Origin of the sequence: Rhizobium sp. YTUHZ045, assembly GCF_051124255.1 — a bacterium.
Taxonomy (GTDB): domain Bacteria; phylum Pseudomonadota; class Alphaproteobacteria; order Rhizobiales; family Rhizobiaceae; genus Rhizobium.
Genome location: NZ_CP101432.1, coordinates 2,076,931 through 2,089,568 on the forward strand (window position 1 = coordinate 2,076,931; position 12,638 = coordinate 2,089,568).

10 protein-coding genes are annotated in these 12,638 nt (G+C 61.0%); 5 read left to right on the forward strand and 5 right to left on the reverse strand.

Translation table 11 applies throughout. The features are described from left to right. Positions 1–2: 2 nt before the first annotated feature. Both NMA58_RS10580 and NMA58_RS10585 read right to left on the reverse strand, forming a co-directional pair. A complete protein-coding gene (locus NMA58_RS10580) occupies positions 3–2,036 on the reverse strand; it encodes an FUSC family protein (RefSeq protein ID WP_434713268.1) in 2,034 nt (677 codons plus the stop codon). 74 nt (positions 2,037–2,110) lie between these two features. Then, entirely contained in the window at positions 2,111–2,653 is a 543-nt protein-coding gene (locus tag NMA58_RS10585; protein WP_434713270.1) for a hypothetical protein, read from the reverse strand. A 188-nt stretch (positions 2,654–2,841) separates the two neighbouring features. Between NMA58_RS10585 and NMA58_RS10590 the strand changes: the two genes are divergently transcribed. The 3 genes from NMA58_RS10590 to NMA58_RS10600 all read left to right on the forward strand — a co-directional run bounded on the left by NMA58_RS10590 (position 2,842) and on the right by NMA58_RS10600 (position 5,259). Continuing rightward, positions 2,842–4,053 (forward strand): NADP-dependent isocitrate dehydrogenase, encoded by a 1,212-nt coding sequence (locus tag NMA58_RS10590; protein WP_020921416.1) that lies wholly within the window; start codon positions 2,842–2,844, stop codon positions 4,051–4,053. A 65-nt stretch (positions 4,054–4,118) separates the two neighbouring features. After that, positions 4,119–4,565, forward strand: a complete 447-nt coding sequence (locus NMA58_RS10595; RefSeq protein WP_221112509.1) for a GNAT family N-acetyltransferase — start codon at positions 4,119–4,121, stop codon at positions 4,563–4,565. A 67-nt stretch (positions 4,566–4,632) separates the two neighbouring features. Next, positions 4,633–5,259: a glutathione S-transferase family protein gene (locus tag NMA58_RS10600; RefSeq protein ID WP_085778342.1), complete on the forward strand. Its 627-nt coding sequence runs from the start codon at positions 4,633–4,635 to the stop codon at positions 5,257–5,259. 46 nt (positions 5,260–5,305) lie between these two features. On the opposite strand, the gene NMA58_RS10605 is transcribed toward NMA58_RS10600, so the two are convergent. The 3 genes from NMA58_RS10605 to recA form a co-directional block, all read right to left on the reverse strand. After that, positions 5,306–6,157, reverse strand: coding sequence for an AraC family transcriptional regulator (locus NMA58_RS10605; protein ID WP_434713271.1), 852 nt, complete (start codon positions 6,155–6,157; stop codon positions 5,306–5,308). Between the two features lie 140 nt (positions 6,158–6,297). Next, positions 6,298–8,952 carry an alanine--tRNA ligase gene (alaS, locus tag NMA58_RS10610; RefSeq protein ID WP_434713273.1) on the reverse strand — a complete coding sequence of 885 codons (2,655 nt, stop codon included), beginning with the start codon at positions 8,950–8,952 and terminating at the stop codon, positions 6,298–6,300. Between the two features lie 155 nt (positions 8,953–9,107). Beyond that, the gene (recA, locus tag NMA58_RS10615; RefSeq protein ID WP_085780083.1) at positions 9,108–10,196 is read right to left on the reverse strand and encodes a recombinase RecA; all 1,089 of its coding nucleotides are present in this window, start codon (positions 10,194–10,196) and stop codon (positions 9,108–9,110) included. Positions 10,197–10,425: 229 nt separating this feature from the next. Between recA and NMA58_RS10620 the strand changes: the two genes are divergently transcribed. Beyond that, positions 10,426–11,370: a carbohydrate kinase family protein gene (locus NMA58_RS10620; RefSeq protein WP_434713274.1), complete on the forward strand. Its 945-nt coding sequence runs from the start codon at positions 10,426–10,428 to the stop codon at positions 11,368–11,370. An 89-nt stretch (positions 11,371–11,459) separates the two neighbouring features. Continuing rightward, positions 11,460–12,386 (forward strand): pseudouridine-5'-phosphate glycosidase, encoded by a 927-nt coding sequence (locus tag NMA58_RS10625; RefSeq protein WP_434713275.1) that lies wholly within the window; start codon positions 11,460–11,462, stop codon positions 12,384–12,386. The last annotated feature ends 252 nt before the right edge of the window (positions 12,387–12,638 follow it).

A 12,638-nucleotide genomic window follows, 5' to 3' on the forward strand; every position in this document is an offset into this window, starting at 1 on the left:
TCTTATCCCTGTTTCGAGCGCGCAATAGCCTCGCCTGACGCAAACGGCAAGACGTCAGGCTGCGGATAGAGCCTCTCCAGCGCCGAACCGATCATTTCGAGCCCCACCCTGGCGCCCTCGCGCGACACCGGCAAATGCCTTCCCGTCGTTCGCGACGCCTTGCGCTTGATGAAGAAACAAGCAGAGCCGCGTGGCGCCGCATCAGCGATCAGCGCCAGATCCGCAGCGATCAGTTTCTCCTGATCAGTGACAGCCGTCGCTTCGTAATTCTTCGCCAGGATGCGTGCCCAATAGGTGCAGGAGAGGAAGATCGCCAGCGTTTGGCGGATTTGGCCCGGCCGCGTCACCACCGACCAGGAGGAGCCGAGCGGGCGGGCTGCCACCGTCACATCGCGGTAGCAGGCATCGATCCTCTGCGACAGGGCGATCAGCTCGAAGCCGCTCTTGCCCTCGCCGATCGCATCGAGCAGGGCGCGCAGCGCTAGGAACCAGCGGTCGAGCGCCGTATCGAGCGCGCCGCGCGTGCGGGTGGGGAAAACGAGGAAAGCGACCGCCGTTCCGGCCGCTGCCCCAATCATGGTCTCGCCGATACGCAGCTTCAGGAGATCGAGCGTCAGCACGCCGGTCATGCCGTAGACCAGACATAGCACGATCGAGATGAAGAAGGTCATCGTCGCGTAGGAAACCTGCAGGAAATAAAAGGCGAGGAAGATGCAGATGACCGCGACTGGAATGGCGATCGCCGACTGGCCTGAAATGAGCGTTGCAAGCACGAGGCCCATGGCAATTCCGAGCACGGTGCCGAGTGAACGCGACAGCGCCTTCATCGCCGTATCACCACGCGAATTGGTGTTGGTGAAGACCAGAAAGGAGGCAAGCACTGCCCAGAACCAACGCTCGCGCGACAAAAGCAGGCCGAAACTCATGGCGATCGCCGCGGCGATCGTGATCTGCAACGCTGCTCTCAGCAGCGGGTTGGCCAACGAATAATCGACCACCGGGGATCGTCCGGTGTCCTCGGCCACATCGATACGGGAAAAAAAGTGGGCCTGACCCTGGTTGATCACTTCGCTCAGTTGCTGCCGCGCCTCACCGAGCCAGAGAAGCGCCCGCATGGTTTCACCCTGCGGCTGATCCCTGATGGCTTCGGCCATACCCTCATATCTTGCCAGCTCCGCCGTATCCGCTTCGATCACTGCGTGGACGAGTGCAAAGGGCGGCGGGCTCTGAACGCTCAGCACGATTGCGCTTTCAGCGGCAAGATGGGCATCGAAGAGCCGGATCGCCAGCTCCGCGGCCGGATCTGCGGCGCCGTCGAACACGCCCCCGGGCGGACGCGGGATGAAGGTCTCGGCCATCAGCACCGCCTCCTTCAGCCGATCTTCCAGTAGGCGCAGCTCCTGCCGGTCGTCGTCGCCGACATCGCCGGCGGCAAGGGCAGCAAGCTTGAAGAGGATCTGGTTGATCCGGCCGCGGACGCTTTCTAGCGAGCGCAGCAGATCGCGCCGCCAATCGTCCGGCAGCAGCACCGCCCTCACCACATGGCCGACAAGCACCGCGACAATAGGACCGAACGCCACTTCAGGCAGCTCGGCAAACGACGGCTGGAAATAGGCGCCCATGAAATAGGAGGTGAAAGCGAACATGCCGATCGCAAAGCCGCGGGGCCCGAACACCCGTGCGGCTGACGCCAGCGCGATCACTGCCAGAAAGACGAGATCGGAGAAAAATCGGTGATCCTCCAGCCCGGCCGCGATGCCCACAACTGCAATGCTTGCGCCACAACCGAGAAGCCGCGTCACCAGTTGGCGCGAATTGCCCTTGTCGCGCACAGCCACCCCGCCCTCGATCGACAGAACGATACCGAGGCCGAAGGCGGCCCTCGGCAGTGGTGCGATCAGCGCCTGGATGGCAAGCAGGATCAAGACCGAAAGGACGATCGTCAATGTCACCCGCGTCGCCATGCGAAGGCGTGACAGCGCCGGATCGTTGGCAAGCAGCCAGTCGCGGAACTGAAACTTGGAAGACAAATGCATGAGCCCCTCATGCCATGACGATCGATAGATACCGCCGCGGGAGCGGAAATCAAACCGCCGCTCGAATGTCTCGCTTACTGGCCGTTGGCAATCTGCGCCATGGTAGCCTTGAGCGAGATCGGCCCCTGCCCCTCCTCACCCTGAACCATGATGTCGTCGACGACCGATTTGCCATTCTCCTCGATTACCTCGAAACGCACCGTCGTAAAGTCATCTCTGTTGGGGGCGCCTTCCAGGCAAGTCGCTGCCTTGAATTTCACAGTCACCTCTGTCGTGCCGTTTGCCGGCTGGCCGTTTTCGATAGAGAGATCCTGCAGCGGGCAGGCATCCTGCCCGTTGACGATCACGTCATAGTCGAAGGGAGAAATGCCATCCTCGTCGGCAGCGGGGTTCTGAGCGGCTGCTTTGTACTTGTCGCTGAAATCCTTGCTGTAGAGCCGGCCGAGGATGCTTTCCTCGAAGACATCGATCCAGTCGCTGGCGTCGCTCGCCCAGTTCGTCTGCGTGTCCTTCACAATTTCCTTCACCGGCGCAGCCGTGTCAGCTGCAAGCGAGAGGCCAGGTGCGGCAGACCCGGCGGCAAGCAGGCCGGCGAACAGAACGGCGATCTTCTTCATGGTAAATGTCCGGGACTCGGGGCTCAGGCGGCGGAGGGTAGCCATTTTCCAGCACTTGGCAATGGAGGCAAAAACGTCATGTCCCTGCCCGTTGCAGCTTTGCGTTCCCGGCTCACAATGCTATAGCGCTCCGGATTACATCACCCAGCCGGGACAACATCCCCTTCTAAGCTTAACGAGGCAGATACATGAAGAAGATCAAGGTCGCTAATCCCGTCGCCGATCTCGACGGCGATGAAATGACGCGCATCATCTGGCAGCTCATCAAGGATAAGCTGATCCATCCGTATCTCGACCTCGACATCGACTATTACGACCTCTCGGTCGAAAATCGCGACGCCACCAACGACCAGGTCACGGTCGACGCCGCCAACGCCATCAAGAAGTACGGTGTCGGCATCAAGTGCGCGACCATTACGCCTGATGAAGCCCGCGTGAAGGAATTCAACCTCAAGGAAATGTGGAAGAGCCCGAATGGCACGATCCGCAACATCCTCGGCGGCGTCATTTTCCGCGAGCCGATCATTTGCCGCAACGTACCGCGCCTCGTTCCCGGCTGGACGCAGCCGATCGTCGTCGGCCGCCATGCCTTCGGCGACCAGTATCGCGCCACCGACTTCAAATTCCCCGGCAAGGGTAAGCTGACGATCAAGTTCGTCGGCGAAGACGGCACCGTCATCGAAAAGGAAGTCTTCAACGCGCCGGGCGCCGGGGTTGCCATGGCCATGTACAACCTTGATGAATCGATCCGCGAATTCGCCCGCGCCTCGATGATGTACGGCCTGATGCGCAAGTGGCCGGTCTATCTTTCGACCAAGAACACCATCCTCAAGGCCTATGACGGCCGCTTCAAGGACATCTTCGAGGAAGTCTACGAGACCGAATTCAAGGATCAGTTCAAGGAAGCCGGCATCACTTACGAACACCGCCTGATCGACGACATGGTCGCTTCGGCCCTGAAGTGGTCCGGCGGTTATGTCTGGGCCTGCAAGAATTATGACGGCGATGTTCAGTCCGATACCGTCGCCCAGGGCTTCGGCTCGCTCGGCCTGATGACCTCGGTTCTGCTGACGCCCGACGGCAAGACGGTCGAAGCCGAAGCGGCTCATGGCACAGTCACCCGCCACTACCGCCAGCACCAGAAGGGCCAGGAAACCTCGACGAATTCGATCGCGTCGATCTTCGCCTGGACCCGCGGCCTCGCGCACCGCGCCAAGCTCGACGACAATGCCGAACTTGCCAAGTTCGCCTCGACGCTGGAAAAGGTCTGCGTCGACACCGTCGAATCCGGCTTCATGACCAAGGACCTGGCGCTGCTGATCGGCCCCGATCAGCCGTGGCTCTCGACCACCGCTTTCCTCGACAAGATCGACCAGAACCTGCAGAAGGCAATGGCGTAAGCCCGTCTTTTCGCAATAGCATTGAACGGCGGGGATTTCCCCGCCGTTTTCATTTGGGAGAGAAAATGACGGTGACCGTGCACCCGCTCAAACCTTCAGATCGTGCCGCCTGGGAGCCGTTATGGGCAGCTTACCAGCGGTTCTACGAAGTGGTTATCCCGGCCGAGACGACCGATCTTACCTGGGCTCGCTTCCACGATCCCGACGAACCCATGCATGCGCTTGGCGCCTTCGACGAAGACGGCCGCCTCGTCGGCATCGTGCACGCGATCTTCCATCGCTCCTGCTGGCTGCCGCGATGGACCTGCTATCTGCAGGATCTCTATGTCGAAAACAGTCAACGCGGGCTCGGCACCGGAGCCGCGCTGATCGAAGCCGTCGCCGAGCTTGGCCGCTCAAGGGGTGCCGGCAGGCTCTACTGGATGACTCATGAAAGCAATGCGACCGCGCGGCGCCTCTACGACAGGATCGCCGAGCGCTCGGGTTTCATCCAGTACCGCAAAGCGCTCTAGCTCCGGGCTTGCACAAAGACTTCGCCGCGCTATTGATTCCGCACAACAGCGTCACGAGGAGGACGTCATGAGCGAAGAGCTGGTATTCTATACGAACCCGATGTCGCGCGGCCGCATCGCGCGTTGGATGCTGGAGGAGATCGGCCAGCCCTATCGTACCGAGCTGCTGACTTTCGGCGAAACCATGAAGGCGCCGGAATATCTTCGGGTCAATCCGATGGGCAAAGTGCCGGCAATCCGCCACGGCGACACCGTCGTCACCGAATGTGCAGCGATCTGCGCCTATCTGGCAGAAACTTTCCCGGAAAAGAGCCTGGCGCCGAGGCCGGAGGAACGCGCCCGCTATTACCGCTGGATGTTCTTTGCTGCCGGCCCCCTGGAATCGGCGGTGACGATGAAGGCGCTCGGCTTCGAAATCCCTGCGGAACGCCTTCGCATGGCCGGTTGCGGCGGTTTCGGCGACGTCATGAATACACTTGAGATGGCGGTCTCCCAATCGACCTACGTCACCGGCGAGCGCTTTACCGCCGCCGACGTCTATGTCGGTGCGCATATCGGCTGGGGTCTGGGTTTCGGCAGCATCGAGAAGCGCCAGGCCTTCATCGACTATTTCGGCCGCATCAGCGAGCGCGAGGCCTACAAACGCGCGAACGCATTGGACGACGAGGCCGGCAAGACGATGCAGGCTGCCTGACTGTGAATCCGGCGCGACGTCCGGAACGCCGCGCTGGGATCAGCCGTCAGGCAAGCGGCATGTGAATATCCGTCATCAGTTCTGTCGGCGGCACATCGCGCGGATTGTTGAGATATTCCTCGAACATGACACTGTCCTTCAACTGTCGTCCCGAGTTCGACAGCCATTCGGAATAAAGCCACTGATTGGCCCTATACATGTCCGCATAAGGACCCTTATGGCGCAGGACGGCATAGTTGCCACCCTCGATCGTATGTCGCTCGAACGGCGCTTCGGTGGGAACTCCTGGGGTGCTGGTGACGCAGGCGATGGAGCGCAGTTTTTCGGCCGGCACGATGTCGAGATCGTCGAGATAGACGCCGATCATCCGCATATCCGGCTTGGCAAGGCCGCGGGCGTAAAGCGTGCCGAACAATGTTTCGAAGGCTTTGCCGATCTGCATGTAGGAACCGGTGTGGGCGACGCCGATCAGTTCGATCGGCTCGATCTGCCGCAAGGTAACATCAAACATGGCTTTGGACTTTCCGTTAGGTGAGGGTTGGAACGCTGCATGGCTTCCCTCTTTCCGGTAGCGCGCCGGCGGCATGCCATAGACCGATTTGAAGATGCGGTTGAAAGATTGGAGATTGGGATAGCCTGATCGCTTCGCAATATCACTGACGGCAAGCTCCGTGCGGACGATCTCGCCCGCGGCGCGATGCAGCCTGAGCCGCTTGACGGTGGCCGCCAGCGTCTCGCCATAGATCGCCCGGTAAATCCTGTGCCAGTGATAGCTCGACAAACAGGCGATCTCGGCCAGACGTTCCATATCCAGTTCTTCATCGAGATGGTCGTGAATGTAGGCCGAAACCCGTCTTAGACGGGTCTCGTAAAGCGCCCATGCCGTGCCGCCGTTCATGTCAAAGCCTTATGCAAAACCGAATGACCACAGACAACCATATATCGAATTGACAAATCCTGCGGACCTGCTGCGGAAGCTGAAACGAAAAAAGGCGGAAGCCGAGCCTCCGCCGTTTGAAAATCCCGCAGATCTGATGATCAGCCGGCGAGCGCCAAAGCCACGGCCTCTATGGCGTCATCAGCCTTCGATCCGTCGGGGCCGCCGGCCTGGGCCATGTCGGGGCGGCCGCCGCCCCCCTTGCCGCCGAGAGCAGCCGAGGCGATGCGGACGAGGTCGACAGCGCTGTAGCGCTGAACGAGATCCGACGTCACCGCAACCACTGCGCTCGCCTTGCCGTCGTCGGACACGCCGACGAGGGCGACGACGCCGGAGCCGATGCTGGTCTTGCCGTCGTCGGCCAGGCCCTTCAGATCCTTGGGGTCGACGCCCGATATAGCCTTGCCGAGGAACTTTACGCCGGCAACTTCGCGCACGGCATCGGCCGAGTTGCCCTGCCCGCCGCCCATGGCGAGTTTACGCTTGGCGTCGGCCAATTCCCTCTCGAGCTTGCGGCGCTCGTCGATAAGCGCTTCCACGCGCGACAGGACTTCCGACGGCTGCACCTTGAGCGACGCCGCGAGCGTCTTTACGCGCTCGTCCTGCTCGGCAAGATATTCACGCGCCGTTTCACCGGTCACGGCTTCGATACGACGGACGCCGGCGCCGACTGCACTTTCGCCGAGAATACGGACGAGTCCGATCTGGCCGGTGGCCGACACATGCGTACCACCGCAAAGTTCGACCGAGTAAGGCTTGTCGGTCTTCGCGCCGTGCAGACCCGTGCCCATCGAAACGACGCGGACCTCATCGCCGTATTTCTCGCCGAAGAGCGCCATTGCGCCTTCGGCGATCGCGTCATCAACGCTCATCAGGCGGGTCGTGACGGGGGCATTCTGCAGAACGATCTCGTTTGCCATGTCCTCGACGACCTTCAACTCCTCGGCCGACATCGGCTTGGGGTGCGAAACGTCGAAACGCAGACGCTCGGGCGCAACTAGCGAGCCCTTCTGCGCGACATGGGTGCCGAGCACTTCGCGCAGCGCCTCGTGCAGCAGGTGGGTTGCCGAATGGTTGGCGCGCAGGCGCGAACGGCGGGCATGGTCGACAGTCAGAACGACAGCATCGCCGGTCTTGAATGCACCTTCAACGACCGTGCCGGAATGCACGAAGAGGCCCTCCCCCTTCTTCTGTGTGTCCGATATCTCGATCTTACCGTGGTCAGAGGAGATGACGCCCGTATCGCCCATCTGACCACCGGATTCTCCATAGAACGGCGTCTGGTTGACGACGATCTGCACCTTGTCGCCGGCCTTGGCTTCGTCGGCCACGGCGTTGTCTTTGACGATCGCCTGCACCACGCCTTCAGCGCTCTCTGTGTCGTAACCGAGGAACTCGGTTGCGCCATGCTTTTCCCTAAGCTCGAACCAGACGGTTTCAGTTGCCTTCTCGCCGGAGCCGGCCCAGTGCGACCGGGCTTCGGCCTTCTGGCGCTCCATGGCATCGGTGAAACCAGCTATGTCGACGCCGATCTCGCGAGCGCGCAGGGCGTCTTGCGTCAGGTCGAGCGGGAAGCCGTAGGTGTCGTAAAGCTTGAAGGCGGTCTCGCCATCCAGCATGCCGCCCTTGCCGAGATCAGCGGTCGCATCCGACAGCAGCGACAGGCCGCGCTCCAGCGTCTTGCGGAAGCGACCTTCTTCGAGCTTCAGCGTCTCCGAGATCAGCGCCTCGGCCCGCACGAGCTCCGGATAGGCGCGGCCCATCTCCTGCACCAGCGTCGGCAGCAGCTTATACATCAGCGGCTCCTTGGCGCCGAGAAGCTGGGCGTGCCGCATGGCGCGACGCATGATACGGCGCAGCACATAGCCGCGGCCCTCATTCGACGGCAGCACGCCATCGGCAATCAGGAAGGCCGAGGAACGCAGATGGTCGGCGATGACGCGGTGGCTGGCGCTGCCTTCCGCCTTGACTCCTATCGTATCCTCGATTGTGCCGGTCAGCGTGCGGAAAAGATCGGTATCGAAGACGCTCTGAACGCCCTGAAGGATGCAGGCCATGCGTTCCAGACCCATGCCGGTGTCGATCGACGGACGCGGCAGCGGATTGCGAACCCCCGGCTCGGTCTGCTCGAACTGCATGAAAACCAGGTTCCAGAATTCTAGGAACCGGTCGCCGTCTTCCTCAGGCGAACCGGGAGGGCCGCCCCAGACATTTTCGCCCTGGTCGATGAAGATTTCCGAGCAGGGTCCGCAGGGTCCGGTATCGCCCATCTGCCAGAAATTGTCGGAGGTCGGGATGCGGATGATCTTGTCGTCGGAAAAACCGGCGATCTTCTTCCACAAAGCCGCTGCTTCCTCGTCTTCGGAATAGACGGTCACCAGCAGGCGATGTTTCGGCAGGTCGAAGCCTTCGGTCACGAGCTTCCAGGCCAGCTCGATCGCATTCTCCTTGAAATAGTCGCCGAAGGAGAAATTGCCGAGCATCTCGAAGAAGGTCAGGTGACGCGCGGTATAGCCGACATTGTCGAGGTCGTTATGCTTGCCGCCGGCGCGCACGCATTTCTGCGAGGTTGTCGCGGTTGCATAAGGACGTTTTTCCAAGCCGGTGAAGACGTTCTTGAACTGCACCATGCCGGCATTGGTGAACATCAGCGTCGGGTCGTTGCGCGGCACGAGCGGACTGGACGGAACGATCTCGTGGCCGTTCTTCTTGAAATAGTCGAGGAAGGTCGACCGGATGTCGTTTACGCCGCTCATTCTATGCCCTTCAATGCTGCCGTAGGCAGATAAATTCAAATCCATCGGCTTTTAACGTTCGCCTCCGCCACTGTCCAGCCGACAAACAAAACCGGCCGCATTCTGATGAGGGAATGCAGCCGGCTGAGATATCGGATCAAGTGCAAGCGCGAAAATTACATTTCCGCGGCGGCATCGCCGTCATCGGCATCCGGACCGCCGTTCTGCAGGAAACGATCGGCGATCAGACCGGCATTCTGGCGCAGCGCCAGCTCGATTTCGCGGGCGAGATCCGGATTGTCGCGCAGGAAGGTTTTGGCGTTTTCGCGGCCCTGGCCGAGACGCTGGCTGTTATAGGAGAACCAGGCGCCCGACTTCTCGACGATACCGGCCTTGACGCCGAGATCGACGAGTTCGCCTGTCTTCGACACACCTTCGCCGTACATGATGTCGAACTCGACCTGCTTGAAGGGAGGCGCCATCTTGTTCTTGACGACCTTGACACGGGTCTGGTTGCCGACCACCTCTTCGCGCTCCTTGACCGAGCCGATACGGCGAATGTCGAGGCGCACGGAGGCATAGAATTTCAGCGCATTGCCGCCGGTCGTCGTTTCCGGAGAACCGAACATGACGCCGATCTTCATGCGAATCTGGTTGATGAAGATCACCATGCAGTTCGACTTGGAGATCGACGCGGTCAGCTTGCGCAGCGCCTGGCTCATCAGGCGGGCCTGCATGCCCGGCAGGCTGTCGCCCATCTCGCCTTCGATTTCGGCGCGCGGCGTCAGCGCGGCGACCGAGTCGACGACGAGAACGTCGACGGCGCCGGAGCGCACCAGCGTGTCGGTGATTTCGAGCGCCTGCTCGCCGGTATCTGGCTGCGAGATCAGCAGATTCTGCAGATCGACGCCAAGCTTACGGGCATAGACTGGATCGAGCGCGTGTTCGGCATCGACGAAGGCGCAGATGCCGCCCTTCTTCTGCGATTCCGCAATGGTCTGCAGCGCAAGCGTTGTTTTGCCCGAGCTTTCCGGCCCATAGATTTCAATGATGCGGCCCTTCGGCAAGCCGCCAATTCCGAGCGCGATATCGAGACCAAGCGAGCCCGTCGAAACCGTCTCGATCTCGACGACGTTCTCGTTGGAGCCGAGTTTCATGATCGAGCCCTTGCCGAACGACCGCTCTATCTGTGAGAGTGCCGCTTCAAGCGCCTTGCTTTTGTCCACCGATTTGTCCTCTACCAGCCGCAATGTATTCTGAGACATCCGATCCACCTTTAGGTTATTGAAGCCGCTCAAGCAATGTCGAGTTTGTACCCTATTTGTTCCATTCCCGCAATAGGCGCACAAACATTTGAAAGAAAAAGGTAAAACGGTCCGTGTTCTACATTTGTTTTATCGATGCAAAGCAACGGCTTAGACCCTCTGCGCAAGCTTTGCCGCAGCCGGGCAATGAGCATCGATTCGCCCTTCGCACTTAATGATCCCGGGTAAGTTGATGAAAAAGATTCTCGTTCTCGGCGGTGCCCATATCGACAGGCGTGGCCGCATCTCCGGCGAAACGGCGCCAGGCGCCAGCAATCCCGGCACCTGGTTCGAGGAGCCGGGCGGCGGCGGCTTCAACGCGGCGCGTAACCTTGCAAGACTGGGTTTTCACGTGACGATGATCTCGCCGCGCGGCGGCGATCCCTTCGGCGAAATGGTCGGCGAAGCTGCCGATTTCGCCGGAATCGACGACCGGCCTTTCGTCTTCCTCGACCGCAAGACACCGAGCTATACGGCGATCATCGAGAAGAACGGCGACCTCGTGATCGCCCTCGCCGATATGGATCTCTACCGTTTCTTCGTGCCGCGGCGCCTGTCCATCCGCTGGGTGCGCGAGGCCTTCGCCACGCATGATTTCATTCTCGTCGACGCCAATCTTCCGGAAGAGACGATCGCGGCGATCGTCGCCAAGGCGAACTCCCTGGCCAAACCCGTTGCAGCCATCGCCATCTCGCCGGCCAAGGTGGTCCGGCTGAAACCCTGTATTAGGGATATTGACTATCTGTTCCTGAACGAGGCCGAAGCCGCTGCCGTTACCGGCTTGCAACCGGAGGATTCGGGCGGTTGGCCGCCGCTCCTGAATGAGATCGGCATCAGAAACGCCGTCGTCACCCGCGGACGGCGCGAGCTCGTTGCGATTTGCAAAGACCGCGCCGTGGCGCTGCAGCCGCCAATCGCCGAAACCGTCGCCGATGTTACCGGCGCCGGCGATTCCCTTGCCGCCGGCACGCTCGCCGCCTTGATATCAGGCCTGCCGCTCGAGGAGGCCGTTCGCTACGGCGCGGCGGCGGCAGCGCTCACGGTGCAGTCACGGCACGCCGTCAACGAAAATCTGACTCCGGATCTCTTGAATGAGGCGCTTGCCCTTGTTCCCAAGGTCAGAATTCTGCATTGAAGCGGCTGAATTAAAGAGTTGAGCAAGATGCCGTTTCGAAAGCCGCCCACGCTTTTGGTATCATGCTCTGCCGATCACAGGACAAGACCATGACCAAGCCCATCTCCCCTCTTCTGCCGATCGCCTATTCGAAGGAGGTCGCCAGCGCCAAGCAGCGCGGCGCGCCACTGGTGGCGCTGGAATCGACCATCATCACCCATGGCATGCCCTATCCCGGCAATATCGAAATGGCGCGCAGCGTCGAGACGATCATTCGCGAACAGGGCGCGGTGCCGGCGACGATCGCGGTCATCCACGGCACCCTTCATATCGGCCTTGAAGCTGCGCAACTGGAGCAGCTTGCCAAGGCAAAGGAGGTCATGAAGGTGTCACGCGCCGATCTCGCCTTCGCGATCGCCGAACGGCGCACCGGCGCAACGACGGTTGCTGCGACGATGATCGCGGCGGCCCGCGCGGGCATTCGTGTCTTTGCCACAGGCGGTATCGGCGGCGTGCATCGCGGCGCCGAGGAAAGCTTCGATATATCAGCCGATCTTGAGGAATTGGCGCGCACCGGCGTTATCGTCGTCTGCGCCGGCGCCAAGGCGATCCTTGACATTCCAAAGACGCTTGAAGTGCTGGAGACCCGCGGCGTACCTGTCGTCACCTATGAGAGCGAAAAATTCCCCGCCTTCTGGTCGCGTTCATCGGGTATCCGCAGCCCGCTCTCGCTGAACAGCCCGGCGGCCATCGCCAATTTCCAGACGGTGCGCGAACAGCTCGGCATCGACGGCGGCATGCTCGTCGCCAATCCGGTGCCGGAAGCCGACGAAATCGCGCGTGAGGAGATGGAGATCTATATCGAGCGGGCGCTTGATAGTGCCGAACGCGACGAAATCACCGGCAAGGCGGTGACGCCCTATCTGCTCTCGACCATTTTCGACCTGACGGACGGCCAGAGCCTGAAGACGAATATCGCGCTGGTGGAAAACAATGCGCGGCTTGCGGCAGAGATTGCCGTGGCGTTGGGTGAGTAATTGGTGGGTTCGTTTTATCGGCTTGAGGATTTTCAGAGAGGGTTGGCCGTGTGGCACCCCCTCTGTCCTGCCGGACATCTCCCTCACAAGGGTGGAGATCGGCAAGAGGCCGCCCCATCGTTCCCTCGCTACAGTAGCGGAACAATCATACGGCAATTGTTTGAGGAAGCCATCGCGCCCAGCCGATCCCCCCACCTGTGGGGGAGATGCCCGGCAGGACAGAGGGGGGTGCCACACAGTGTGCCTCCCCGC

Excerpts from the sequence above, each read along its gene's own strand:
- NMA58_RS10600 (WP_085778342.1), top strand. The coding sequence starts at position 4,633 with ATGAGCGAAGAGCTGGTATTCTATACGAACCCGATGTCGCGCGGCCGC.
- recA (WP_085780083.1), bottom strand. The coding sequence starts at position 10,196 with ATGTCTCAGAATACATTGCGGCTGGTAGAGGACAAATCGGTGGACAAA.
- NMA58_RS10595 (WP_221112509.1), top strand. The coding sequence starts at position 4,119 with ATGACGGTGACCGTGCACCCGCTCAAACCTTCAGATCGTGCCGCCTGG.
- NMA58_RS10625 (WP_434713275.1), top strand. The coding sequence starts at position 11,460 with ATGACCAAGCCCATCTCCCCTCTTCTGCCGATCGCCTATTCGAAGGAG.
- NMA58_RS10590 (WP_020921416.1), top strand. The coding sequence starts at position 2,842 with ATGAAGAAGATCAAGGTCGCTAATCCCGTCGCCGATCTCGACGGCGAT.
- NMA58_RS10585 (WP_434713270.1), bottom strand. The coding sequence starts at position 2,653 with ATGAAGAAGATCGCCGTTCTGTTCGCCGGCCTGCTTGCCGCCGGGTCT.
- NMA58_RS10580 (WP_434713268.1), bottom strand. The coding sequence starts at position 2,036 with ATGCATTTGTCTTCCAAGTTTCAGTTCCGCGACTGGCTGCTTGCCAAC.
- NMA58_RS10605 (WP_434713271.1), bottom strand. The coding sequence starts at position 6,157 with ATGAACGGCGGCACGGCATGGGCGCTTTACGAGACCCGTCTAAGACGG.
- alaS (WP_434713273.1), bottom strand. The coding sequence starts at position 8,952 with ATGAGCGGCGTAAACGACATCCGGTCGACCTTCCTCGACTATTTCAAG.